The following is a 25627-nucleotide window of genomic DNA, read 5'->3' on the forward strand; positions in this document are numbered from 1 at the left end:
AAAGGAAGGGAAACGGGCCGGACAGCGATCAGACGCCGCCGCGCGCGTCTTCTTTTTTCACATCAAGCTTGAGCGCGCCCGACGCAAATTTTTTCTTGATGGCTTCCAGTTCGGCCACCACGTCTTTGGGCACGGCCTTGCCGTAGGGCATGTCCTTGGCAAACATCAGGTCCGCGCCTGGTCCGCCCGGCGCTTCGTACCCGTACATGGTCAGGCCAGGCTTCAGCTTGCCGGCCGACGCGTCGCGCGTGGCCGCCAGGTACATGTCGGGCCACTTTTCGACAATGGTGGTGACGACCTGCTCGGGCGCCATGTCGGCATGGGCGAACGACCGGCCGCTGGTGTACACCTTCTTTTCCTTTGCGGCCTGCACGATGCCGTTCTGGCCGGCATTCAACTTGCCGAACACGAAGTCGGCGCCGCCCGAGATCAGGGCCAGCGCGGCTTCTTTCGCCATCGCGGCGTCTTCCATGTCCTTGATGTAGATGACCTTGACTTCGGCCGTGGGCTTGACGCTCTTGACGCCCTGGCGAAAGCCGCCGACCTGCTGGACCACGTTGGGCAGACCTTCCAGCCCGTTGACCGAGCCTACCTTGTTGCTCTTGGACAGACGCGCCGCCAGCACGCCCATCAGGTAGCCCATCTGCGCATTGTCGTAGTCGACCGAGACCACGTTCTTGCCTGCGCCCGCACCGCCCGACCCGATGATGAACGTGACCTTGTCGAATTCCGGACCGACGCGTTGTGCGGCCGACAGGAAGCTGCCCGAGTGCCCGATGATGGACGTGTAGCCACGGCGCGCATAGTCCTTCATGGCCTCGATGCGATCGGCGGGCGCCACGTTTTCGGAAAACGCCACCTCGTCACCCGCGGCTTTGAGCTTGCCCACCGCGCCAAACCCTGCGGCGTTCCAGCTCTGGTCATTGATCGACCCCGGCAACAGCATCGCGACCTTGTCGGCAGCGTGCGCCTGCGGCGCAAACGCCGTGGCGGCGGCAGCCGCGACGATCACGGCGGCGAACAGGCGCTGCGCGGTAAACAGAGAAGGAAGCGCTTGGGCAACGGGGCGGGAAGCAGGCGAACGGGACATGGTGGTTCCTTGAAGGGACGGAGGAAGTGCCTGAAGTCGGGGCGGACAGGGTCGTGGGTAGTTGACGTTGTCAACGATCGCCGACCTAATTCGCGTGAATTAGATTAAGCAGAATCCATGCCACTGGCCGCGCCTGGACGGCGACTGAGCCAACGCTTCGACAGCGAGCCCGGCGGTGCACCGCGATGGCGCGGCCAGGCACGCTCATGCACCACGATTGCCCTCATTGCCTGCCGGATCGGGATGCCGGCGCAGGTCGTCGGCGCGCTTTGACAGCCAGGGATGCTGGCCCTGATTTTGCTCTGTAGGGTCCACGACATGTGCTGGGTCACGCGGCCGCAAGACTAAGACGGGTGAATTAGCTGCAGGGTCCGCGGCTGTGTTCCCTGTGTCTTCCTTCCGCGTTGGCCATCATGGGGCCCGGCTTTTCTCCGACCTGATCGCCGGTCACGACGCCGCCCGCCATGCCTGGCTTGCTGCCCGCACTGACTCATTCTGGATGCCACGTCGCCTTGATCCCTGACGCCCCGCCTGATACCCCCACCCTGCTGATGGACGCGGCGGAGGCGCTGTTCGCCGAACGCGGTATCGACCACGTGTCGATGCGGGAAATCGTGCGAGCGAGCGGCCAGAAAAATCTGTCGGCGGCGCACTATCACTTCGGGTCGCGCGAAAGCCTGGTGGTGGCGGTGCTGGAGCGGCGTCTGCGCCAGATCGATCAGGGGCGGCATGCGCGGCTGGACCGACTGGAAGCGTCAGGCCTTGCCCATGACCTCCATGAGTTGACGCACGCTTGCATCGCCGAGCTGTGCGACCACGTGGCCAGCGCACCGTGGGGGGCGCACCATGTGATCGTTGCCAGCCAGGCCATGCTCAATCCGAAGTGGAGGTATGAAGCGGTCATCGATCCGGCCTGCTTTTCCGCCATGACGCGGCTTGAACGGATGGCGCGCGCGCTTGCGCCCGTCATGCCCGACAGCTGCTATGTGCTGCGTATGCGGATGCTGCGGGATCAGATCCTGCATGTCGTGGCCCGTTGGGTGCATCAGCATGGCGCGGTCACCGACGCCAATGCCGTCCAGTACAGGTATATGGTCAAGCACCTGACGGCGTTCGTGACGGCGGGGCTGGGCGCGCAGTTCGGGTAAGCGGTTCGGGTGGGCGGGGCCCCGCCTGCCGCGAGTGACGGCGGGCCTGGGGGCGCGGTTCGGTTGAGCGGTGCCGCCGCCTCGCGCATGCTGCCTACCGCCGCCTACTGCCGCCGGTGCCGCCGGTGCCGCATGGCTGCCTTGCGGATTGCAGGGGTGGGGCCGTTCAGTCCAGCGCCGGCTCGCCCGCCAGTGGCCGCTGCAAGGACCGCTCCGGTATTTCCCACACAACAAGTTTGGGCGGCGTCTGTGTGAAGGCGGGGCTGGCGAAGTAGGCCGCCGCCGCACCCGCGAATTCACCGCCATCGCGCGCGGCGTTGGCGACCTGGGCCTGCAGGCCCATCTGCAGGTAACCCACGAAATTCGACGTGCGCGAAAACGATGTGCCGATCAGCGCCAGGGTAGGCAGCGCGTCATCGCCGAACAAGGCGGCCTCATCAAGCGCGGCGGGGTCCGCCTCGACAACGAAGGTCGATTCGGCCACGGTGTCCTGCGGGGGCTGCCAGGCCATCGGCAAGCCGTCGATGCCGGCCAGGCGCACGAGGTCGCCCGGGCGCGGCAAGGGGCTTGCCACGGTCCGCGTGACCTGCGCACGCGATCCCAGCCGGACCGGCGCATCGTGCCACGCAAGCAGACGCGCCGCCACAGCGGCGGCTGCGGCTTGCGCGCCGGCTTCATTCCAGTGCGTGTCGGTACGCAGGAAAGTGTCCGTAGGTGGCGCCTCCATCGCGTCGGTCAGGTCCATGGCGGGCACGCCTGCCGCGTTGAGCTGCGCGACCCACTGGCGTACGCGCCCGGCCAGTTCAGGCGCGCGCAGCAACCCGCACAGATGCCGCTCGCCGATCCGGCTCTTGTCGGGCACGACTGCGACCATCAGGTCGATGTCCTGCGACCGCAGCCGGTGCGCGACCCGGGCGACCGTCTGCGCGCGCGCGGAGGCGTTGGATGCGCCATCGGTCTGCACGGCCATTTCGTCGGACAGAAAGAGCCAGCCCGGGCAGCCCTCGCGCACGCGGGGGCCCAGGTCGCCGATCGCCAGCCAGCTGGCGGCGCGCTCGATACGCGCCGCGATTGCCGGCAGGGGCGCTTCCGCAAGCTGCCCCGCAATGTCCTTGGTGACGCGCCCATCCAGAAACGCGGGCAGGGTGACCGGCTGCCGCGTGATCGGGACATCGTTGACGATGACACCAATTGCGTTCGACACCGCCGCGCCTGCCAGGAACAGTACGAAGCAGACGCCGGCCAACGGGGACACGACATGGCGGGGACGAGAAACAGGCATTAGCGCAACGACATCAGAATTGGAAGTACAGGAAGGGAACGGCGCCGCGGCTGGTGATCAGTCCGAAGGACAGCACGAAGCCGGACACCGGCCAGGCGGCGTCAAGAAAGGCCAGGACGCGCGGTGGCACGCGATGACGGAGCCGCGTCTGCGCTGGAGCGATCACGCATAGGATGCCAAGCGCAATGGCCAGCACATGCGCGGGCCGTGTGGCAAAGGCCAGGCCGCTGGTCAGCCCGACGCCGTTCATCCCGAATTGGCCGCGATACATGGCCAGCGCCGCATCGAAGTCGTGCGCGCGGAACAATGTCCACGCCAGCATCACGAAAGCCAGGGTCAACGCTCGGGACAGCAGGGCCGGCACCGCGGGCAGGTGGGCATCCTTCCAGAGCCGTGCACCCGCCAGCGCCAGGCCGTGCGCAATGCCCCACAAAAGAAAATTCCAGTTGTCGCCGCCATGCCAGAGGCCCGCGATCGACATGGTCAGCAGCAGGTTCACATATGTGCGCAGGGCGCCAAGCCGGTTGCCGCCCAGCGGGATGTAGAGGTAGTCACGCAGCCAGGTCGACAAGGACAGATGCCAGCGGCGCCAGAAGTCCTGGATGCTGCGCGCAAGGTAAGGACGGTTAAAGTTTTCGGGGAAGTGAAAGCCCAGCATCAGGCCCAGCCCGATGGCCATGGCGCTGTAGCCTGCAAAGTCGAAGAACAGTTGCAGACCGTAGGCCAGGCAGCCCAGCCACGCGTCGGCCAAGGACGGCGTGGGCAACGCAAACGCCAGGTCGACCAGCGGCGCCAGGGTGTCGGCCACGAGTACTTTCATGCTCATTCCGATCATGAAGCGGCGCGCGCCTGTCCCGAATTGCGCCCAGTCCACCGTGCGGGAACGCAGTTCCTTGCGCACCCATGCATAGCGGATGATGGGCCCGGCGATCAGGTGCACGAACATGGCCTGATAGGCGCCGAACTGGATGAAGCTGCGGTCGGCGTCGACGTCACGGCGCTGCACGTCGATCAGGTAGGACAGGGACTGCAGCACGATGAATGAGAGCCCGATCGGCAGCACCACGCGTTCCCATTCAGGCGGCAGGGCGCCATATCCGAGTCGTAGCGAATGGAAGGTCTCGACCACGATGTTGGCGTACTTGAACCAGCACAGTATGCCCAGGTTGAGGGCAACAAATACGATAAGCGTACCCATGCGCTGCCTGTCGTTGCGGGTATGCGCGATCGCCAGGCCTCCCACCCATCCCACCAGGGTCAACGCGATGAACAGCACCAGCAGCATCGGGCTCCACCAGCCATAGAACCACCAACTGGCCACGAGCAGCACGGCATTGCGCCATCGCGCCGGCGAGAGTGCATAGACGACCAGGAACGCGGGCAGAAACAGCGTCAGGAATTCGAGCGAAGCAAAGACCATGCGGACGACCGGCAGGAACTGACGACTATCGCGCGACGATGTCGGTGGCGGCGATCAGGCGTGCGCCGGTGCCTGCCGCGGGCGCGGCGGGCACGGCGGGCACCGCGAACACGCTGTACCGCTGCCCGGCGGCGAGCGCGCCCAGGGATACCGGCGCGCCGCTTGGCTTGCCGTTGCAGACCAATTGCACCGACAGGGCGACCGGGTTGATCAGGCGGCGCGCGGTGGAGGCGAGCGCGACGTCGCGAAACAGGTCCACGGCCCTGCCGGCGACCTGCAGGCCGGCTTTGGCGCATGCAGGGGCGGCGCTGTAGAAGGTCAGGGCGGACTTGAGCGCATTGAAGTCGTCCGGCGCATCGCGCAGGATCTGGAGCGTGAGTGCGTTGGCCGCCGGCACGCCGATCACCGTCACAAATTCTCCGGGCGCAATCGTCACGTCGATGGCTGCGGAATGCGCGCCAGTTCCTATGGCGCCCTTGACCGCGCTGCCTCCCCGCACCGGCAGGTAATCGGACGCGGGCTTGGCAAGGTTCAGCGCCAGCTTTGCCTTGCCACCCGCTGCAGTGACTTCTACCGGCAGGGCTCCCGCGTTGACGAACCGTACGAATGCCGCATCTTGCGCAGGGCCGGTGTCGTAGAGCGCGATCTCTGCCGCGTGGGCGGACGTCGATGCGCCCACGAGCATGGCATGCACCAGGACAGCGTTTAGCAGGCCCGCCTTGAGCAGGCCAGCCTTCAGCAGCACAGCCTTCAGCAGGCCAGCTTGGCGCCGTGCTGCGCCCGCCCGCGGCGCCGCATTCAGCAGGCTCCGCAGCCGCGCGGCAGACGCCAACAGCCAGGCTACCCCTGACATCATTTGGCCGCCGGCAGATTGGCAATGGCCTTGCCGATCGCGGCGCCCCAGTGCTGGTACCCCATCGTGGTCAGATGCTGGCCATCGATCGTGGTCCACTGACCCTTCGTGGACAGCTTGAGCGAATCGACATAGCTGCACGGCGCGGCATTGGCGGCCAGGAAGGCAGACATGAGTTCGGCACGCGCATAGGTCTTGCCGTATTTGCCGCCTTCGCTGCCCCAGGCCGGGCCGACCCATACACACTTGGCGCCGGTTGCCGCGATGGCGCCCGTCAGCCCCGTCACCTGTTGCCAGGCCCACGTCTTTGGAAAGGTCGGCTTGTCATAGGCAGCCATGGTGTCCCCCATCACGACCACCACCAGACCGGGCTTTTCCTGCTCGATCAGTTGAGCGATCGGACGGGTGGCTGCATTGCTGCCCAGCAGCGTCACCTTGCCGGCGCCGATCCGTTCCGCGCCGCCGCAGGTGCCTGGCGTCGCCTTGAGCCAGTCGCCCGCATTCGTGCCGCAGATGCCTAGGGTATGCACGACCGCGCCCCGCCTGGACAAGTCGTCGTGCAGTGTGCTGATCAGGTAGTTGGGGGTGGCAAGGTGGCTGTCGCCGATGATGAGGACCGACAGTCCGGCAAGAAGTAGACCCATGATGGCTCCTGGTGCAAATCACAAAGATGTCTGATGAATTCAATCGCCGTACGGCGAACGGAAGGGCGCCACGGGCAGTGGCAGCGGGCCGGCCAGGGGATGCATGCGATAGCGCAGGTAGAGCTTGCCGACGAACTGCCGGTAATCCGACGCGTTGTCCAGACCCAGGTTGCCGCCGGCGACCAGATGCGGAGTCAGACGGTATTCGAGGGCGGCGGCCAGGTGGTAGCCCAGGCCCGTCTTGCTCTGGCCGGTGTAGGTGGCGTTGCCGGATCCCGCAGCGGTGGCCGCGCCGGCGGCCGCCGACTGGGCGGCGGCATCGCCGGGAAAATAGTCGGCGCCGTCTTCCCGGAAGTGCTGAAGGCCCAGCGATCCGCCCACCTGGTAGGTCAGGCGGTCCTGCGTCCGTGCCCAGGTCAGCGGCACGCTCAAGGACACGAATCGCTGGGGGCTGAAATAGCCGCCGTGGCCATGGGTGAAGTAGCGCAGATTCTTGTCGAAGGCCAGGGCGGTCAGGTTCAGGCCGGTGGTCAGGCGTTGTCCCGGCGCGTCGATGACACGGGTGTAGACGCCCACGCCGCCTTCCAGCCGCGAGTTGGACACCACGTTCGTGCCATTCAAGCTGGCGTAGCCAACGGCGCCGTACACCCCTGTGCCGCCGCGGTCGGCCCCGATCAGGTAGCGCGCGCCCGTGGCGGTGACGCCGCCCCAGCTCTTTCCGGTGCGGTCGTCGCGCGTGCCGGCAAACGACAGCACGCTGTCCGTCACGGCGCGGCGCGACACGTCCAGCTGGTTGGACACCCGGTCCGATAACGCGCCCTGCAGCTTGATGCCGCCGATCAGCCGGCTGTGTTCGAATCCCAAGGGGGTGGTGCCAATGTCGGCATCGACCCTGCCTTGGGTGTAGCCAAACGCCAGGCCGGTGCCCTGCTGCCGTTGTGAGCCGGCCGTGCCCACGGTGCCCGCGGCCTGCGCCGCCGCGGCGACCGGCCCGCCGCCAAAGCGGCTGGATGACGCATGGTCGGTGCCAACCGCGCCGGCGGACACGCTGACCGGCGTGACGCGAAGGGCTGCCTTGCCGTCACCGACCGGAAAGGTGATCTCCACCGGCGTTTTCACGTCCGACAGCCGGCTCATGCCGTCTTCGCCTTTGCGGGTGCGCACGCCTGCACCCAGGTCGGCGCCCGGACTGCGGAGCTGCTGGATCTCGGACAGCTGATCCTGCAAGCTGCGGTTGCCGGCCCGCGCGTCGACCGGCAAAGGAGCGACGGGCGGGAGGATGCGTTCATGCTGCAGGACGCCAGCCGGCGCGCCCGAGGGGGTGTAGACGCCTCGTCCATCAGCGGCGCGGACAGAGCGGCACCCACATAGTCGGCCACCGGGCGGCCTGCTGCCTGACCCGGAAGACGACCGGCCACCGCGGGGCCGGCGGAAAGCGTGACCGCGGACAGCGGCTGGCTCGGGCCCAGCGGGCGTACCGCGCCCGGCCTGGCGAACGGGTTGTCGTCGATCTCGGCCATGGGCACAGCCATCTCCGCCAGGGCAGGTTGCGTTGGCACAGCGGGTAGCGTCTGCAGCGCAATGGCCGCCTTCAACATCTGTTCTGCCCGGGCCGTGCGGCCCTGGGACGTGTAGATGCGCGCAGCCGTGGCCAGCACATCCTGGTCAGCGGGCGCGACTTTCAGGGCCCGTTCCAGCATCGTGTCCGCAAGCGCCGTGTCCTTTGCCATCGCCGCCGCCGACGCGGCTCCCAGCAGCGCTTCGACGCGGTCGGGCGCGTCGCGAAGCACGCGGGTATAGAGTTCCTGCGCCTTGGCCCCGTTGCCCGAGTCGGCGTACATGCGCGCCAGCGCGGCCAGCGCGGCGGCATCATCGGGCCGGTACGCCAGCACGGGCTTGATGACGTCATAGGCGCCTACCAGATCGCCGCGTCCGCGCAACACGTCGGCCTGACGGATCGTGTAGACGTTGCGGATGTCCTGGAACGATTGCATCTGGGCGCTGGTCATCGTTTGCGGCTGCAACTGACGCAGTATCCCGGCCAGCTCGACGTCCTGCCGGGTCCGCAACAGCAGGCCGGCGTAGGCCAGTTGCACGTCGACATTCCGGTTGTTGACACTGCGCGCCATCAGCTGGCGCATGACGCCGACAGCGCGCGGCGCATCGCCCAGATCGGCATACGACGACGCCACGGCGCCTATCAATTCGCTGTCGTTGCCTGCGATCGATTCGGCCTGGGCCAGCTGTGTATAGGCTTCCTGCGCGCGCCGTTGCCTGCCCAGCGCCGACGCATTGCCGGTCAGCAGGTGGACCGTCACGCGGCGCTGCAGGGCAGTGATCGCGGCGTTGCGGCGGGCCGCTGGAATGCGTTCCAGGCTGGCCGATGCGCGCTGCCATTCCCGGGTGTCGGCATCGATCAGGGCACTGGCATGCAGGGCGTCGGGCATGTCGGGGTGCGAGACCAGCAGGCCGTCGACCAGGCCCCGCGCGTCGTCGATCGCGCCGGTCTTCAGGTACAGACGGGCCAGCGTCAGGCGCAGCCAGGGGTCGCTCGGGTCGAACAGAAGCGCCTCCTGCAATGCCGTGCGCGCGGCGTTGTCATCCCCCGTTCGGCGGCCGTCCTGGCCGCGTCCAGCGCCTTGCGCGCGCGCAACTGGCCCAGGTTGCCCAGCTGGTTCTGTTGTTCGGGCGGCAGGCGTTCGGCCAGGCGCAGTGCTTCGTCTGCCTTGCCGTTCTGGCTCAGCACGTGGATGAGGCCGCGCGTCGCCTCGGCATCGTTCTCGCGGCGGGCTAGCACCGACCGGAAGGTCGATTCGGCCGCGGTCCACAGTCCTTGCCGCGCCTGCACGTGGCCGAGCAAGGTATCGGCCGTCGTTTCCCGGGTGTCGAGCTGGATCGCCTGGGTCAGCAGTCGGGATGCTTCCGTGGTGTTGCCGGCGTTGTCAGCGGCGTCGCCTTGCTGCACCAGCGCCCAGTACGTGGCGGTGTCCAGCACTTGCGTCCAACGCGCGCCTCGTGCCCGGCGCTGCGCCTTCTGCAGCAGGTCGCGCGCTTCGACAAACCGTTCCTGGCGCAGGCGAATGACGCCCATGCCGCCCAAGGCGTCGGCGTTATCGGGTTGCGCGGATAGCACGGCTTGCAGGTGGCTTTCGGCCAGCGTCAGGTCATTGCCTTCGATGGCGCGAAAGCCTGCCGTCACGCGGTCGCGTGCCGCGTCCCTTGCCGTTGTACGGTCGCGGGCTGCGTCCTTTGGAGGCCGTGCCGGCGTGCCCATCCAGCTCAAGGCCTGCCGCCAGCTTTCGGTCGCGACCCCGCCCACATCCGCCCGCGTCGACAGCGACTGCAACTGACGGATGCCCGCGGCACGAGTGGCTTCGCGGTGGGTCAACAACTGGCCCAGCGCCAGCTTGACCTGGTAATCGCCGGGGGACTGCCTGGCAAACTGCTCCAGGCCGCGGCGCGCTTCTTCCCAGCCGGTCGCGGTATGGCCCAGCGTCTGGTAGTACTCGAGCGCCATCGGACCTTGCGGCGCCTTGCCAGCCAGCGCGGACCGGTACTGGGCCACCGCGCCATCCAGGTCGCCGGCCTGCGCCAGCTCCCGCGCCTTGTCGATCTGCCGTGGCGCATCGCCGCTGCGCAGGGTGATCTCCTGTTCCAGCCGGGCCGCCAGCGGACTGTCGGGATGCATGCGTTTGAGTTGGTCCAGGATCTTCTGGCCCTCGGCCATGCGTTTGTGGCCAAGCTCGATGATCGCCAAGCCATACAATGCGTCCGGCTGATCCGGGTCGCTGCGCAGCACGCGGCCCCATGCCTCGGCGGCGCGCTCGTCATCGCCCCGCGACGCCCAGTACTGCCCCTGCTCGATCAATTGCCTGATCGGCTGTGACTGCGCGGTCGCCGGCTGCTGCGCCAGGGCCGCCAGCAGACTGACTACCAGGGTGGTGTGGCGTGACCGCATATCAGTTTCCGCCAAGGCGGCGGCGCGCCACGGAACGCAAGGCAAGATAGGCGACGCCTGCGAGCAAACCGATGCCCACGAAGGCAAACAGGCCCAGCATCAACGGGTTCTGGCTCAGGTACCACTGCAGCCCCATCAGGGGCGGTAGCCGGCCTACGTGGTAGGTTGGCTGATCGACCAGGCTGTCCACCTTCGTACCGCGCACGATGGCCAGGCCGCCCCGGATCTGATTCTGTGGATCGGCATCCTGCGTCATCAACGCGTTGACGGCATCGAGCAGGCCATCGGCTCGGTTGCTCGACATCACCACGACGCTGCGGCCGTTGCTGACCGGAGATTCGAATCCCGCGAATACGGCGTCGGTGCTGTCGCTCGCCACCGCCATGTCGATACGTGCGTCGCGCTCGGCCGGGCGCATGCCACTGCCCAACCATCCCATCACGCGGTAGACCAGGTCGGACAGGGTGTAGCGCTTGCTGCCCTCCAGACCGAAGGGCAAGGAAGACGACCAGGTCTTGAGCAGGGCTTGGTCACGGCCCGCGCTGATGACCAGCAGGTCTTTGTTCGACACGCTGTCGACCTGATCCGCGCGAACCACCGTCACATCGGTGGCGGGATAGCCGGTGGATGCGCCCATGCGGCCCAGCAGGGTCAGGTACGCGCCGATCTCTGGCTGGCCGGCATTGCCCGCCAGTACCACGCCCGTTTGCGACAGATCGGCCAGCCGTGTGAACGGAAACCCGCTGTTGCGGAATGCGTTCAGGTCAGGCATGGCAATGAAATGCGGAGAGCCTGTGAGATCGATCGTGGAGTCTTCGGCGATCGCGCCGCGCATGTTGTCGATCAACACGTCTTCGCATTCGTTCTTTTTTGTGTAGTCGTAGAAGTAATTGAGCTGCAGTTGCGATTGCGGCGTGATCATCGCCAGCGGGACATTCACCTTGCCGGTGGCGACCAGGGTGCCATCGGTCACCGCGGTCCCGGTCGCGGGATTGTCGGTCACCGCAGCCGTCAGGATGGGCAGCGCGCTGACGAACGCGCCATCGACGGCCACGTTCAGGGTCGACTTGTCGCGTGCGGGGCGCGGTGTGTACCGATAGTTCAAGCGCACGGGCACCGCGCGTTCGCGCCATGCGAACAGATCGGGCGGCGCGGCCAGGGGGATGCGGATCGCATCGGGCGTATAGCCGCTCACGTTCAGGTTCTGGGCGCGGGCCAGCTCGCCCAGCTTGACTGGGCGATCGGTGCGAAGCCAGCGCGGCGCGTCGTAGGGCTCGCGCGGCGCCAGCGCCTTGAAGTCGGTAATCGTGGCCATGGCACCCGACAACGCCTGGTTGCCGACTGCAACCGCTTTGGCCGCTGTCTTGAGCTGGCTGCTGTCGCGGCCCATGATCAGCAGCAGCTTGCTGGCCGGATCGTTGGGATTCGCAACGATCGCCACGGTCGGGCCGGACAGCGGCGGCACGTCGATGCCGGGCAGGCTGCCCCCGTTCATCAGCACAATCGCGTTTCCTTGCCGCGGAATCTGGCCCAGGCTGGCCGGGAACACCGCGCCCCGATAGCCCGCCATCGCGCCGAACCACGACGACAGCGTGCCGGCCGCTTCCAGGCTGGCGTTGTCGGGCGCGGCGGGCAGCACGATGGGCAGCGTCAGGCGGCGCGCATCACGCGGGTCGAAGAAGGGCACGGGCAGCAAGCCCAGGTCGTTCTTCAGCGGCAGCGGGGCAACGGTCAATTCCAGCGTGCTGTCAGTGCTGATGGTTGCCCACAGACTCGAATGCAGCGGGTTTTCGCACTGCATCGTGTAGTGGCCGATCAATTGAAAAGTCAGCCGATTGAATTCGGTGATCAGGCGCGCGGGAATGTCGATGACACGTTCCTGGCGCGTGCCTGCCGCTTCCTTCGGGACCGGCAGGCTGGCCGCGACTTCGCCATTGACCAGTACATTGATATGCGACAGGTCGGCCAGCAGAGCCGGCGAATACGCATAGGTCAGGCGCAGGCGCGCGGCCGACACGACCTCGTCCGTCCGCACGCTGAAGGGCACCGTGTTGCTGCCTTCCACGCCGCGCAACGCCAGCGTGCCAGCCGCGCCCAGCTGCTTGAGGCTGAGCTGGTAGCGGCGCGATCCATCGGGCAGGCGGTCGTCGCCTGCGGCCCACGCCGGCGCCATGGCGGTCGCCAGCCACACGCCGCACATCACGGTCCGCAACGCGCTGCGCACCCCTTGCACAGCAAGGCGGCCCTGGGCCGCACGCTTCGAGCCAGGGCGGGGCGTTGCCCGAAATAGTGCCGGTCAATCATCGGTGCCTCGAGGGGTAAACGTGAAATCGGAGGTGACGGGGCGCAGGCGGTGACGGATCACGCCGGCCACGTCGCGCAGCAACTGGGAAATGCCGACCATGCCGATGCGCGTGACGGACTTGAAGGCGAACCATGGCGTATCCGGCGTGGCCTGACCCCACACGCGAGCCCAGGTATCGGCACGCGCAAAGGTCATCTCGGCCAGTTCGATCTGTTCCTGGATGGTCAGATCATCGAAGCGGACGCCGAGCCGACTGCCTTGTGAAAACACGGCGGTCGCCGGAAAGTCGCGTTCTTCCTGGCCGCGGAACAGCGAGATGCGCAGCGCCGTCCCATGCGCGACCGGCGGAAAGTTGTCGGGCATCGTCATGCCCAGCCCATTGGCGGAATAGTCGCTGGTGCTGCATGCAATGGTCTTGCCGCTTGGGAAGCGGATCATGGCGGGCAAGCGCGCGGCCACGCGCGGCTGGGTGCGGATCTGCTTGGTTTCCTTTGCGACCGCCACGCTCGCGCTCGTGATGATGATGTTGTAGAGCGTCCAGAGCAGGTTGATGCAAATGGTGAAGATGCCGTCCAGGTCATTGCTGCCGAAGATCAGCAGGCCCAAGCCCGCCAGCATGCCCGCCACGTTCAGGCACAGCAGCACGATGTAGGGCCGCGCCATGTCCCAGTCGAAATAGGTGCCCGCTATCGTCCCTCCCTTGGCGGTCACGTTGAACGCGCCGAGCTTGGGATTGAGCACCGCCAGCATCGCCGGGCGAAAGATGTACCAGGCCAGCACCGACTCGTACACCTCGTTCCAGAATGAGTGGCGAAAGCGCCCCTGCATGCGCGAGTTGGTGATGTTGGCGTGGAAGAGGTGGGGCAGGCCGTAGGCCGAGATCATCAACGCAGTGGCCTGGAACACGTGTGCATCAAAGAACAGGAAAGCCAGCGGCGCGGTCAGGAATACCAGCCGTGGCAGCCCGTAGAAAAAATGCAGCATCGCGTTCAGGTAGCACAAGCGCTGGGCCAGTGTCAGCCCTTTGCCGCGCAGCGGGTTGTCGACCCGGCAGATTTGCGCCATGCCACGCGCCCAGCGAATGCGCTGGCCGATGTGCCGCGACAGGTTTTCGGTGGCCAGCCCCGCCGCCTGCGGCACGGCCAGGTACGCGGTGTTGTAGCCGCGGCGGTTCAGCTTGAGCGCCGTGTGCGCGTCTTCCGTCACGGTTTCGGTCGCAATGCCTCCGACTTCCATCAGCGGCGCACGGCGCAGGACCGCGCACGATCCGCAAAAGAATGCCGCGTTCCACAGGTCGTTGCCGTCCTGCACCAGGCCATAGAACAGCTCGCCTTCGTTGGGCACGGTGCGGAAGGTATTCAGGTTCTTTTCGAAGGGATCGGGCGAAAAGAAAGTGCGGCGTCTGCAGCATGGCCAGCTTGGCGTCCTTCAGGAACCAGCCCATGCAGATCTGCAGGAAGGATCGCGTCGGGATGTGATCGCAATCGAAGATCGCCACGTATTCGCCGCTAGTCTGGGCAAGTGCGTGGTTCAGGTTGCCGGCCTTGGCATGGCGGTTGTTGTCGCGGGTGATGTACCCCACGCCAACCTGCTCGCAAAAATCGCGGAATTCCACGCGTCGGCCGTCGTCGAGCACAAAGATGCGGATCCGGTCGCGTGGCCAGTCGATCGACAGCGAGGTCAGAACCGATTGTTTGACCACTTCCAGCGGTTCATTGAAGGTCGGGATCAGCACGTCGATGGCGGGCCAGGTTGACGTGTCGGCCGGCAGGGCCACCGGCTCGCGGTGCAAGGGCCAGATCGTTTGCATGTATCCCAGCACCAGCACTGCCAGCGCATAACTCTCGGCCAGCAGCAGGCCATAGCCGAACAGCATGTCCACGGTCTCGGTAAAGCCGATCGTGGCGGTGAGCCGCCAATACAGGTAGCGCAGCGATATCGTGATCGACAGCAGCACCATGGCGATCGTGACGCCGCGCCCTGGCATGCGGCGCAGCACCAGCGCCACGACGATCGCAAAGCCGGAAAACACCCACTGCGAAACGAGGTCCAGTGGCGTAATGACCGCGATGGTGAACATGGCGGCGCCGAGCAGTGCGACAGTTGTCCGCACTGGCCGCGGCTGCCAGAGGCGTGTGATAAGCGCGCCATGGATCGTCTTGCCGGCGCGCGCCGCCGCCCGCGAAAGGCGGGGCGCCATCATGAACGCCCCTCGTTGTGGAAGGTGCGCCATGCCGTGGCCAGCCGGGCCAGCAACGACGTCCGCCGGGATGATGTCAGCCGGGATGATGTCAGCCAGGATGAAGCGCGCACGAGGTCTTGGCCGGGCGTCGGGCCTGCGACCCCGATGCTGGCGCAAGGTGCGGTGGCCGTGTGTCCCGCAGCCTCGGGCACTGCCGCTATCGCCATGTTCTGGCGCGCGTCATCCTCCACGGCCTCGACGCCGATCACGCTGGGCGGCATGACGACACGCGCCGACGCCATGGCCGCCACCAGCGGCCAGCGCTGCTGCGCGTCGGCCGCCAGGTCGCCGCGCCGCACTTCCTGGTAGTCGCCTGCATTGCCGTCGAAGCGTCTGTACAGTTCGGGAATGTCGTTCATGTGGCTCATCGAGCGCGTCGTCCAGTGCCGGGTGGGAGGGTCATGCGTCGCGCACCCACGGCCATCGGCAGGGGGTGGTCAAGCCGCAGCGAGAGGAATCAGCTGTTCAGGCGCGGCGCCGCGTGCCGGAAGTACAGGGCAGACAGGGCGCGCGGGGTGACGGCCAGACTGAAGCAGGACCGACCAGGCAAAGCGGGGGAGGGACGAAACGTTGGGGCGGACCGCGCAGGCGGAAGCGCGACGGGAAGAGCGGAAGAGACGACCATATGACAGGATTACCGTCTGGCAAAGGCGGAGCTACGTGCTTCCGGCACGTATTCTTGGAGCATGACCTTGCGTCTAAATACGCCCGCTGTCAGATGGGTGAGTCGGGCATCAAGCAAATGTAACGGAAATGCTTATCTTTAGCAACATCTGGTTGCAAAGGGAGTCAAAAAGTCTCGGCTCGAGTCAGCTCTGGCCTTGGCGGCAGCTTTGTCAATCAAGAGAACAGCACCACTTATTTTTACCGTGCTGCCGCTTCGAAGTGGGCATACGTCGACGCAAGCGGCCCCGGCCTGCCCACGTAGAAGCCCTGGATCTCGTCGCATCCGGCCGCCTTCAGACGGTTCCACTGAGCCAGTGTTTCGACGCCTTCCGCCGTGGTTGACATCCCCAGGCTGCGCGCCAGGTCGACCACGGCGCGCACGATGCGGGCGGACTCTTCGTTCTCGCAGATGTCGGTAACGAAGGAAATGTCGATCTTGATCCGGTCGGCCGGAAAGCGCCTCAGGTAACTGAGCGATGAATAGCCGGTGCCAAAATCGTCGAGCGCAATGCTGACGCCGAGCAGATGAAGCTGGTCGAGCGTAGTGCGCACCTGGGCGTCTTCGCGCAGCAGCACGGTCTCGGTCATTTCCAGTTCGAGCCGATGGGCGGGCAGCTTCGAGGCCGTCAGGGCGTTGCGAACATGTTGCACCAGGTCGCCGCTCAGGAACTGGCAGGCCGACACATTGACGGCGACCCGGACCGGATCGGGCCAGGTGGCGGCGGCCCGGCAGGCCTGTTCGAGCACCCAGCGGCCCATGGGAACGATCAGCCCCGTTTCTTCGGCGATCGGAATGAATTCGGAGGGGGCGGGGCGCCGGTGCCCGGGTGTTTCCACCGCAACAGGGCTTCGAAGCCGCACAACGTACCGCTCTGGTTGGCCAGAACGGGCTGATAGAACACTTCGAACCCTTCGGCCGACAAGGCGTCACGCAGCGCCATTTCGACATTGCGCCGCGCCTGCACGGCCTGCTGCATCGACCATTCGAACACGCGCCAACTGCCGCGGCCGTCCGCCTTGGCGCGGTACAGCGCCAGGTCGGCATTCTTGAGCAACTGATCGGCATCGGTGCCATGTTCGGGCGCCAGCGTGATGCCAATGCTTGCCGACGTGACGACCTGGTTGCCATCGAGCTTGCAAGGCTGCGCAATCGCGTCGACCACGGCCTGTGCCATGCGTTCGGCCGCGCCGGGGGCGCTGGCGTCCATCAGGACGACGGCGAATTCATCGCCGCCCAGACGGGTGACCAGGTTGTTGGGCCCGGCGCAGTCGACCAGACGGGCCGCGATCAGCTTGAGCAGGGCGTCTCCGGCCGGGTGACCCAGTGTGTCGTTGACCGACTTGAAGTAATCCAGATCGATCAGGAGCAGTGCGACCGGCGTGGGCAGCGGTGCGCCTACGAGCCCGCGCAGCCTTTCGGTGAACAGCACCCGGTTGGGCAAGCCGGTCAGCGCGTCATGCCGGGCAATGTGGTTGGCGGCGCTGGTCAGCGCATGGTGGGCGTCGAGTTGCCGCCGCCCGAGCATCACGCAGGCGGCCAGGATCAGACACAGCAGAATGGCGGCGATCCCGATCACCAGGGCTTCGGGCCGCCATGCCGCGTCAACGGACGCAAGCGTGGTGCTGACGGCGACGGTGACGGGATAGCGATCCAGCGCGCGGATGGCCGTCAGCCGCTGCTCGCCGTCGATGGGGCTGATCAGATTTGTCGCGGTGGGAGCGCCCGGCTGGGCTGCCGCCAGGGCCATCGCCTGACCTCTGGCCCTGGGTCCGGTGCGGGTGCCGATGGTCCCGGATACGGAAGGATGGCGCACCAGCAGGGTGCCATCGGCGCGGAACAGGCTGATCGCGCCGCCCTTGCCCACGTTGATGGTGCTGTAGAAGCGGGCAAAGTAATCCAGCCGCATGGCGCCCAGGATCAGGCCCAGCGCTTCGCCGTCGCGCGACGAGAATTTGCGCGCAAGGTAGATCGTCCAGGTGCCGGTGCCCCGGTTTTCGACCGGTGCGCTCAGGTAGCTTTCCATGTCCGGATCGGCCATGAGCGTCTTGTAGTAATCGCGGTCCGCCACATTGACCGGCGGCGTGGGCTGATAGCGGCTGAAGTTGCCCAGGTCGCCCTGCTGGTTGATCAGCGTCAGGGCATCGACATAGGGCAGGTTGTCCAGCCGGTCGCGCAGCAAGCCGTAGACGTCCCGTTCGCGGATCCGGAAATCGAACGCTTCGGGTGTATTGATACCTTCATTGCGCAGGCGTTCCACCAGGCTGGTCTGGACGGTTTCGAGCGCCTGGAAAGCCCGCTCGGTATCCTGCGCCAGCACCAGCGCCAGGTTGGCCAGTTCCTGCGACTTGCCGGCAACGACCCGGTGCTGCAGGTTCACCACCAGCGACAGGGCCGCAATCAGGATGGCGGCAATCAGCGCGCCACCCGCGATGGTCAGCCACCTGCCCGGATGCGCGCGCCGGCCGGGCAGGCCCGTCAAGGCGCGTTCAACGTGGGGCGGAGTGGCGCTCATGCAGGGGGCTTGGTCGAATCCGGATCATCTATTGTGTCCTGATTCGGCCATCCTGCGTTTGGCCTGTGTAAATAAAACTATGGGGACAAGCCCGGGGTTGTGGCCCGCTTTGCCCTGGCTACCGGGGCAAGGCGGAGAGCCGGATCAGCAGGGACGACACGTCGTCGATGGTGAACGGCTTCTGCAGCCACGGTGCGTCGGCGATCGGTGTTTCCCGCGCCGGGTAGCCGCTGGCGAACACGACCCGCACGCCGTACTGCTCCCGCGCGCGCATCGCCAGGTCCACACCCGACGTTCCCGCCAGCTCCACATCGGCCAGCAGCACGTCGAAGCGTTGCGCGGCCATCAGGTCCATCGCGGCTTCGGCCGTGGCGGCGCCCTCGGCCGGGTAGCCCAGGTAGTCCAGGATTTCAAGGGTAGCTGCCAGTGCGTCGGCGTTGTCTTCCACCACGAGCACCCGGACCGGCGTGCCGGGCAGGATCTGCACGGCGGGCATGTTGTTCAATGCCACCTGGGCCTGCTCGACGTGCTCGCGTCCCGCCAGCACGTGCCGCAGTTTGCGCGCCAGATCATCGCGGCGGTAGGGCTTGCTGAGCAGCGCCACGCCAGGATCCAGACGGCCACCGTGGACGATGGCGTTTTCGGTATAGCCCGACGTGAACAGCACTTCGATCCGCGGCTGCATGGCCTTGGCTCGCCGCGCCAGTTCCGGGCTGCGGATCGGCCCGGGCATGACCACGTCGGTGAACAGCACGTCGATCGGAACGCCGCTGTCGATGACCGCCAACGCGCTTTGCGCATCGTGCGCCTTCAGGACGTGGTAGCCCAGTTCGACCAGCAGGTCGACGGCCGTCGCGCGCACGGCCGGATCGTCTTCCACGACGAGCACGGTTTCGGTGCCCCCGTCGCGGCGCCTTCGAAGGCAGGCCGCGAGACATCTTCCATCGCGTGTACCCGGGGCAGGTACATCTTGATCGTGGATCCGTGGCCGATCTCGGAATAGATCTTGAGATGCCCGCCGCTCTGCTTGACGAAGCCGTAGACCATGCTCAGGCCCAGGCCCGAGCCCTTGCCGTCGGGTTTGGTCGTGAAAAAGGGTTCGAAGGCGCGCGCCATGACGTCGTCGCTCATGCCGGTGCCGGTGTCCGACACGGCAATCATCACGTACTGCCCCGGCGTCACTTCCTCGTGCACGGTCGCGTAGGCATCGTCCAGGCTTGCGTTGTTGGTCTCGAGCGTGATGCGGCCGTCGCCGTCCATGGCGTCGCGCGCATTGATCGCCAGATTCAGCAGCGCGTTTTCCAGCTGATTGCGATCGACATGGACATTCCACAATCCGCCGGCGATCACGGTTTCGAGTTCGATCGTTTCGCCCAGCGCGCGGCGCAGGATGTCGTCCATGCTGTTCAACAGCACGCCGGCGTTCAGCACCACCGGTTCCAGCGGCTGCTTGCGCGCGAACGACAGCAGTTGCGAGGCCAGCTTGGCCCCCGGTCGACGCCGCTCATGGCCGACGCCAGGCGGCGCGACGCGCGGTCATCGGTGTCCACGAACTGCCGCAGCAGTTGCAGGTTTCCTCCGATCACTTGCAGGACGTTGTTGAAGTCATGCGCAATGCCGCCCGTCAGCCGGCCGACCGCTTCCATTTTCAGCGCCTGGCGCCGCTGGGCTTCGCTGGCTTCGAGTTCCGCCGTGCGCTCTTCCACCAGCAGTTCCAGATGCTCGCGATGCCGCACCAATTCTTCCTGCGCCAGCTTGCGCTGGGTCACGTCGCTGCCCTGGACGAAGATGCCCGATACGCTGCCATCCGGCTCGATCACGGGCTGGCACACCACGTCGACGTAGCGCTGCGTCAGCGCATCGCCGCCGTTGCGGTGGAATCGTACGGGCAGGTCGATGCCCACGAACGCCTGGCCATCGGCAAAGGCCTTGTCCAGCATTTCGAACATGCCCTGGCCCGCCAGGTCGGGCAAAGCGACACGGATGGGCTTGCCCAGCACGTCATCGCGTCCGATCAGCTCGAAATAGGCGGTGTTGGCGATCTGGTAGACGTGGTTGGGGCCTTGCAGGAAGCACATGAACCCGGGCGCTTCTTCGAACAGCCGGCGCAGATGCGACGCTTCGGCCTGCAGGATCTGGTTCGCCTCCTGCACCACCCTGGCTCGGCGAAGTACCCGGCTTTCCACCGAGCCCGGCGCACGGGGTTCGGCGTCTTCCTGGTCCATGCGGGTGGCGCGCAGTTCCTTGCGCATCACCTGGATCTCGGTGATGTCCTCGGTATGCTGCAGCACGTATTCGACTTCGCCTTCGATGTCGAACAGCGGGGTATGCGTGGCGCTCCAGTAGCGGTCTTCAACGATATCGCCCGCATCCGTGCTGCGCGCGATCGCGTAGTGGATGTAAGGCAGTTCGTCGCGCTTGCGCAGGTCGACGGCGCGGCGCAGCGAATCCTGCAACGCCAGCCCGTTGGCGTCGAGCTGGCCGGTGGCATCGTGGCTGGGGAAGGCATCGAAAATGCGGAGGCCGACCAGGTCTTCGAGCGTTCGGCCTGTCACGCGCAGATAAGTCTGGTTGGCCCCTACGATGACGAACTGGCGGTTCATCAACAGGTAGGCATTGGGCGACGCATTGAAAAGCGCTTGGAAATTGACGCCGTGCATAGAAAGTAGGGGACCTCGAGCAGATGCCAGGACAGGAACGCGGCGGGGCAATTCTAAAGGCAAACCCGGGATTGCCGGGCGGCTGTTGTAACCGCCGCGCCAGACGATGCCCGGGCGGCGCGCAGCGCGTCTGGCGGGACGTTCAGTAAACGCTTCATGAGCGCGTCCTATAATCGGGCCGTACCGCGGCTCGCGGTCATTCTCGCGGTAATTCATGAGGGAGCTTGCCCGCCTTGCCTTTGACGCCCGACCTTGCTGCGGACGCCGCCGCTGCCTCCGGCGATACCTGTCTGAGCGCCGAACTGGTGGCCGTGCTGGTTGCAGTCACCGATGGCCAACCGCGGGTATTGACCACGCGCGATGGCGGCGCTTTGCCGTCCGGGCCGTTCCAGATGATGCATCGGTCCTTGCAATCGGGCTTGCGCGCATGGGTCGAAGCGCAGACCCATCATCCGCTGGGATACGTCGAACAGCTCTATACCTTTGCCGACCGGGACCGTACCGAGGCAGCGGAGTCGGGCGCGGCGGGCGACGCCGCGGATGCCTTGTGCCGGGCGGCCGTCATTTCCATCAGCTATCTGGGACTCACGCGCGAGGCCGAAGGCGACCGCGTCGATCAAGTCGGCTGGCATGACTGGTACCGCTACTTTCCTTGGGAAGACCGGCGCACCGGCGAGCCCGCCGTGGTGGCGGAAGCGATCGTGCCAGGCCTGACCGCCTGGGCCCGGCGCGGCGGCGATCGCGCGGCCACGGAACGCCGCGCGTTGCGCGCCGCGTTGGCGTTCGGGCTGGACGGGCAGCCGTGGAACGAGGAAGCGGTGCTGCAGCGCTACGAATTGTTGTTTGAAGCGGGTCTGGTGCCCGAAGCTGTCCGGCACGGCGTGCCACATGCGACCGGCACCGTGCCGGGCGATGCCATGATGCACGATCACCGCCGGATCCTGGCGACGGGGGTGGCGCGGCTGCGGGCCAAGATCAAATACCGGCCCGTGGTGTTCGAGCTGATGCCACCGGAATTCACGCTGCTGCACTTGCAGCAGACGGTGGAGGCCCTGGCCGGGCGTGCGCTGCACAAGCAGAATTTCCGCCGGCTGATCGAGCAGCAGGACCTGGTCGAAGAGACGGGCCACCTGGCGGTAGGGACGGCAGGCCGGCCGGCCAAGCTGTTCCGGTTCCGAGGCAATGTCGTGCAGGAACGGGTGGTGATGGGAAGCAGGTTGCCGCTGACGCGCGGGGGGTAGGGGCCTGGCAGTGGAAGCGCCGCGATGCGGAGCAGCGGTGTGGAAACTGCAATGCGGAACCGGGGTGCTGAACTGCAATCCGGAAACACTGGCGCATCGCAGCAAGCTCTACAGCACGACTTGACGCAGCAATATGCTCACGTTTAGCATAATCGCCTGGCCTATTTTTGAACACTAAATACTCACCATGAGCATTAAACCCGCGGTTGCAGCGACACCCGATCCACTTGCTGGGAACCGCCAGGTACCCGGCCTGCCTTCGATCCTGCTCGAACCGACGGTCCGGGCGGCGCTGTTGGAAGACCTGGGACATGCCGGTGATCTGACCACCGATGCGATCGTGCCATCCCACGCGCAGTCGCAGACGCGACTGGTGGCGCGGCAGGACGGCGTGCTGGCCGGGTTGGATCTTGCACGCCTGGCCTTCCAGCTGATCGACCCGTCAATGCGGTTTGAGGCGCACCTGCGGGATGGAGCACGATTGTCCCAAGGATCGGCCATCGCCACGGTGCGGGGATCGGCGCGCGCCATGTTGACGGCGGAACGCACGGCACTCAACTTCCTGTGTCATTTGAGCGGCGTCGCCACCGCCACCGCATCGATCGCCGATTCCATTCGCGACTATCGCGCGCGGGTGACGTGCACCCGCAAGACGCTGCCAGGTTTGCGCGCCTTGCAAAAGTACGCGGTGCGGGTGGGAGGCGGCAGCAACCATCGGTTCGGCCTGGATGACGCCGTGCTGATCAAGGACAACCACGTGGCGATGGCGGGCAGCGTGCGCGAGGCCGTCGCGCGGGCGCGCGCCGGCATCGGTCACATGGTCAAGATCGAACTGGAAGTGGACACCCTGGCGCAACTGGACGAGGCGCTGGCCCTGGGTGTGGATGTTGTTCTGCTGGACAACATGTCGATCGACGATCTGCGCACCGCGGTCGGCATGGCGCAGGGCCGGGCGATCCTCGAAGCGTCCGGGCGGGTTACGCCAGAGACGGCGCCGTCCGTGGCCGCGACAGGCGTGGACCTGATCGCGATCGGGTGGATCACGCACAGCGCGCGCACTCTCGATATCGGGCTCGACGCATAACGGCCATCGGCCGCAAAGGTCAGGGATTCTTCCCGCGTTCATCGACCACCGACTGGCCTTCGGGCTTGTCATGCTGGTCGCGGTCGGGAGAGATCGCAATCGGATCGCTGGCCGGAAAGGTTTCTTCCAGCGCTTCGTCCAGCGCGTCCTCGTCATGCGGATCCGGCGGGGTGGAGTGAGGGGAGGGGGCGGGGCGGATTCGCGGGGCATGGAGATCTCCTGCGGCGTCTTGGGGCCTGGCGAGACATTACACCGCCGATTGCCGGATAATCGCGTTACAAAGCATGTCTTCGAGAAGCGCGTGATCGTTCGTCCCAAACTCAACTGGTTCAAGATGCTGTTCGTATGGAACGGCTCCGTGCTCAAGGCCGTGATGCTGCCGCTGAGCGTCATCCTGGCGATATCGCTGGCGGTGCTCTGGGCGCACTCGTCAGACGGGACGTCCTGGCTGCACCTGAATCCGACGCCGTTCAGCCTGATCGGCGTCGCACTGGCCATCTTCGTCAGCTTCCGGAACAACGCCAGCTATGACCGCTACTGGGAAGCGCGCAAGCTGTGGGGCGAACTGCTGATCCGCACGCGCAACCTGACCCGGCAAGCGGTTGGCGTGCTCGATCATGCGCCGGGCGACCCTGACGCGCAGCGGCTGGTATCGCTGCTTTGCGCCTTTACCTACTCGCTCAAACATCAGCTGCGCAGCACGGATCCGACCGGAGTGCTGCATCGCCTGCTGCCCGCCGGCGACGTCGAGCGCGTGCTGGCGCGACAGTATCGGCCCGTGCATCTGCTGAATGAAGTGTCAGGGCTGCTGGCTGCCTGGCGCCGGACCGGCCGGCTCAGCGACATTCTGTTCGATGGTTGCCAACGTCAACTGGATGGCCTGGGCGCGGTGGTGGGCGGTTGCGAGCGCATTGCGTCCACGCCGCTGCCCTATGCGTACAACGTGCTGTTGCACCGGACCGTGTATTTCTTTTGCGCCTTGCTGCCCTTGGGACTGGTCGACAGCATCGGCGCGGCCACGCCGGTCATCAGCGTTTTCATTGCCTATGCATTCATGGCGCTAGATGCCATCGCCAGCGAACTGGAAAATCCGTTTGGCGAAGAACCCAATGACCTGCCGCTGACCGCGCTGGCGGTCAACATCGAACGCACGCTGCGCGAGATGATCGGCGAGACGGTGCTGCCCGACGCGCCGTTGCCCGACGCATTCTTCCGGCTGCGGTAGGAAGCTCAGTTCGGCACTACCTCGAACGCCAGGAACTGCGTGACTTGCGTGGCCGAGAAGTTGTCATCGGAAACGATCACCAGGGAGTCGCGGCCGTTGGGCAGACGCGGACCCCAGGTCATTCCTTCCAGGTTGTCCACCTTGGACAAACCAAGACGGTTGAAGTCCGCAACCAATGTCTTGCGTACCGGTGTGTACTGCGCGTTCCTGAGCGTGCTCAAGGATTGCACGTCGGTCGCGCCGGTCACGTCGATGCGGTAGAGCCGCAGGTACATGCTGTAGACGCCGTCGGCGCCTTCGATGCCCGCGCGTTCCAGCACCAGGAACTGCGTATCGGTGATGGCCAGGATCTCCGAGATGCCGTTGTCGGCGTTCTTGCCCGCCGCCGGCGCGACCGGGAAGGCGTCGAGCGGATAGGCAAACTGCGACAGCACCTTGCCCGCGCGGTCCTGGCGCGTGATGCGGGACACGGCGCCAGCGGTGGCGGACGGCAACGGACCATCCTGGTACACCGGACCTTCCATGGCGATCCACAAGGATTGCCCGTCGGGCGCGAAGGTCAGTCCTTCATAGGTGGCGTTGTTGCGGCTGCCCAGTTCCTGTGACGGCGACATCCTGAACAGGGCCGGGGTGGTCAGTTGGCCGATGGCCGCGCCTGTGTTCGCCACATGCAGCGCCACCGGGTCCAGGCCCAGCGAGCGGTTGCCTTCGCTGGTCACCCACAGGCTGGAGTCGCTGGGGTCGAACCGGATGGCTTCCGGATCGGGCACCGTGCCGCCGCGTTGGGCGAACTGCGTGGCACTCGGGTAGACGCTGCCATCGGGCTGTCTGAGCGTGACGGCATGGGTCAGCGCGACACGCGTGAAGGCCTTGTCGTCGTAGTTCAACTGCGCTTCATACAGCCGCGCGGGGGCAAGGTCGGACCGGTCATCGCTGACGACGATCCAGCGCTGGGTGCGCGGGTCGTAGTCGATCCCCGACAGGCCGCCCGCAGGCGTGTCCTGCACGGTCTGTTTGAAGGCAATGCGCTGTTCGCCGATCAGCCGCAGGGATGCCACCGACCGCGGCGATGCGGAGGGGCCGGCGTCATCGTCATCACTGCCGCCGCAGGCAGAAAGCGCGGCGACGAGCGCGATGGACAGGGTGGCGCGCAACAGCGCGGCAGGCAGCAAGCGGAAGGGGGCAGGGCGCATGGCGGGCAGTCCGGAGTCGGGAAAGGTGGCGCGCAGTATGGGCCGGACACATGACAGCGGCATGGCGGCAGGTGTTGCGTGACGGGGTCTCTTCGTTAGCAGC

At 66.2% G+C, this 25627-nt stretch carries 18 protein-coding genes and 2 pseudogenes; 4 read left to right on the forward strand and 16 right to left on the reverse strand.

What is annotated here, in order from left to right; all coding sequences use genetic code 11:
- Positions 1 to 28: 28 nt before the first annotated feature.
- Entirely contained in the window at positions 29 to 1090 is a 1062-nt protein-coding gene (locus tag ACNANG_RS22975; RefSeq protein WP_420224947.1) for a BMP family protein, read from the reverse strand.
- Between the two features lie 512 nt (positions 1091 to 1602).
- On the opposite strand from ACNANG_RS22975, the gene ACNANG_RS22980 reads away from it, so the two are divergent.
- Positions 1603 to 2238: a TetR/AcrR family transcriptional regulator gene (locus tag ACNANG_RS22980; RefSeq protein ID WP_420224948.1), complete on the forward strand. Its 636-nt coding sequence runs from the start codon at positions 1603 to 1605 to the stop codon at positions 2236 to 2238.
- Positions 2239 to 2404: 166 nt separating this feature from the next.
- On the opposite strand, the gene ACNANG_RS22985 is transcribed toward ACNANG_RS22980, so the two are convergent.
- From ACNANG_RS22985 to ACNANG_RS23050, 14 genes and pseudogenes are all read right to left on the reverse strand, one after another.
- Positions 2405 to 3493 carry an alginate O-acetyltransferase AlgX-related protein gene (locus tag ACNANG_RS22985; protein ID WP_420224949.1) on the reverse strand — a complete coding sequence of 363 codons (1089 nt, stop codon included), beginning with the start codon at positions 3491 to 3493 and terminating at the stop codon, positions 2405 to 2407.
- 40 nt (positions 3494 to 3533) lie between these two features.
- Positions 3534 to 4940, reverse strand: coding sequence for an MBOAT family O-acyltransferase (locus ACNANG_RS22990; RefSeq protein ID WP_420224950.1), 1407 nt, complete (start codon positions 4938 to 4940; stop codon positions 3534 to 3536).
- Positions 4941 to 4965: 25 nt separating this feature from the next.
- Positions 4966 to 5796, reverse strand: coding sequence for an alginate O-acetyltransferase AlgF (locus ACNANG_RS22995; RefSeq protein ID WP_420224951.1), 831 nt, complete (start codon positions 5794 to 5796; stop codon positions 4966 to 4968).
- Positions 5793 to 6437: an SGNH/GDSL hydrolase family protein gene (locus tag ACNANG_RS23000; protein WP_420224952.1), complete on the reverse strand. Its 645-nt coding sequence runs from the start codon at positions 6435 to 6437 to the stop codon at positions 5793 to 5795. Before ACNANG_RS23000 ends, ACNANG_RS22995 begins: the two co-directional genes overlap by 4 nt.
- A gap of 39 nt (positions 6438 to 6476) precedes the next feature.
- Positions 6477 to 7601, reverse strand: a complete 1125-nt coding sequence (locus tag ACNANG_RS23005) for a cellulose synthase subunit BcsC-related outer membrane protein (protein WP_420224953.1) — start codon at positions 7599 to 7601, stop codon at positions 6477 to 6479.
- Positions 7571 to 9016, reverse strand: coding sequence for a tetratricopeptide repeat protein (locus ACNANG_RS23010; protein ID WP_420224954.1), 1446 nt, complete (start codon positions 9014 to 9016; stop codon positions 7571 to 7573). The genes ACNANG_RS23005 and ACNANG_RS23010 overlap by 31 nt, the downstream gene beginning before the upstream one ends.
- A complete protein-coding gene (locus tag ACNANG_RS23015; RefSeq protein ID WP_420224955.1) occupies positions 8968 to 10395 on the reverse strand; it encodes a tetratricopeptide repeat protein in 1428 nt (475 codons plus the stop codon). The genes ACNANG_RS23010 and ACNANG_RS23015 overlap by 49 nt, the downstream gene beginning before the upstream one ends.
- A gap of 1 nt (position 10396) precedes the next feature.
- Positions 10397 to 12619, reverse strand: a complete 2223-nt coding sequence (gene bcsB / locus ACNANG_RS23020) for a cellulose biosynthesis cyclic di-GMP-binding regulatory protein BcsB (protein WP_420224956.1) — start codon at positions 12617 to 12619, stop codon at positions 10397 to 10399.
- Positions 12620 to 12691: 72 nt separating this feature from the next.
- Positions 12692 to 14903: pseudogene (gene bcsA / locus ACNANG_RS23025) on the reverse strand (UDP-forming cellulose synthase catalytic subunit).
- Positions 14900 to 15301 carry a cellulose biosynthesis protein BcsP gene (gene bcsP / locus ACNANG_RS23030; protein ID WP_420224957.1) on the reverse strand — a complete coding sequence of 134 codons (402 nt, stop codon included), beginning with the start codon at positions 15299 to 15301 and terminating at the stop codon, positions 14900 to 14902. The pseudogene bcsA and the gene bcsP overlap by 4 nt, the downstream one beginning before the upstream one ends.
- A gap of 505 nt (positions 15302 to 15806) precedes the next feature.
- Positions 15807 to 18121, reverse strand: a pseudogene (locus tag ACNANG_RS23035) (bifunctional diguanylate cyclase/phosphodiesterase).
- Between the two features lie 118 nt (positions 18122 to 18239).
- Positions 18240 to 19001: a response regulator gene (locus ACNANG_RS23040; protein ID WP_420224958.1), complete on the reverse strand. Its 762-nt coding sequence runs from the start codon at positions 18999 to 19001 to the stop codon at positions 18240 to 18242.
- Positions 18932 to 19552, reverse strand: coding sequence for an ATP-binding protein (locus ACNANG_RS23045; protein WP_420224959.1), 621 nt, complete (start codon positions 19550 to 19552; stop codon positions 18932 to 18934). The genes ACNANG_RS23040 and ACNANG_RS23045 overlap by 70 nt, the downstream gene beginning before the upstream one ends.
- Positions 19546 to 20781, reverse strand: a complete 1236-nt coding sequence (locus tag ACNANG_RS23050) for a PAS domain-containing protein (RefSeq protein WP_420224960.1) — start codon at positions 20779 to 20781, stop codon at positions 19546 to 19548. The genes ACNANG_RS23045 and ACNANG_RS23050 overlap by 7 nt, the downstream gene beginning before the upstream one ends.
- A gap of 233 nt (positions 20782 to 21014) precedes the next feature.
- Between ACNANG_RS23050 and ACNANG_RS23055 the strand changes: the two genes are divergently transcribed.
- The 3 genes from ACNANG_RS23055 to ACNANG_RS23065 all read left to right on the forward strand — a co-directional run bounded on the left by ACNANG_RS23055 (position 21015) and on the right by ACNANG_RS23065 (position 24331).
- Positions 21015 to 22022, forward strand: coding sequence for an NUDIX hydrolase (locus ACNANG_RS23055; RefSeq protein ID WP_420227642.1), 1008 nt, complete (start codon positions 21015 to 21017; stop codon positions 22020 to 22022).
- 187 nt (positions 22023 to 22209) lie between these two features.
- Positions 22210 to 23106: a carboxylating nicotinate-nucleotide diphosphorylase gene (nadC, locus tag ACNANG_RS23060; protein WP_420224961.1), complete on the forward strand. Its 897-nt coding sequence runs from the start codon at positions 22210 to 22212 to the stop codon at positions 23104 to 23106.
- 301 nt (positions 23107 to 23407) lie between these two features.
- Positions 23408 to 24331, forward strand: coding sequence for a bestrophin family protein (locus ACNANG_RS23065; protein ID WP_420224962.1), 924 nt, complete (start codon positions 23408 to 23410; stop codon positions 24329 to 24331).
- Positions 24332 to 24336: 5 nt separating this feature from the next.
- On the opposite strand, the gene ACNANG_RS23070 is transcribed toward ACNANG_RS23065, so the two are convergent.
- On the reverse strand, positions 24337 to 25524 hold the full coding sequence (locus ACNANG_RS23070; protein WP_420224963.1) for an esterase-like activity of phytase family protein: 1188 nt from the start codon (positions 25522 to 25524) through the stop codon (positions 24337 to 24339).
- Between the last annotated feature and the right edge of the window lie 103 nt (positions 25525 to 25627).

Source organism: Pigmentiphaga litoralis (assembly GCF_048632615.1).
Lineage (GTDB): Bacteria > Pseudomonadota > Gammaproteobacteria > Burkholderiales > Burkholderiaceae_B > Pigmentiphaga > Pigmentiphaga litoralis_B.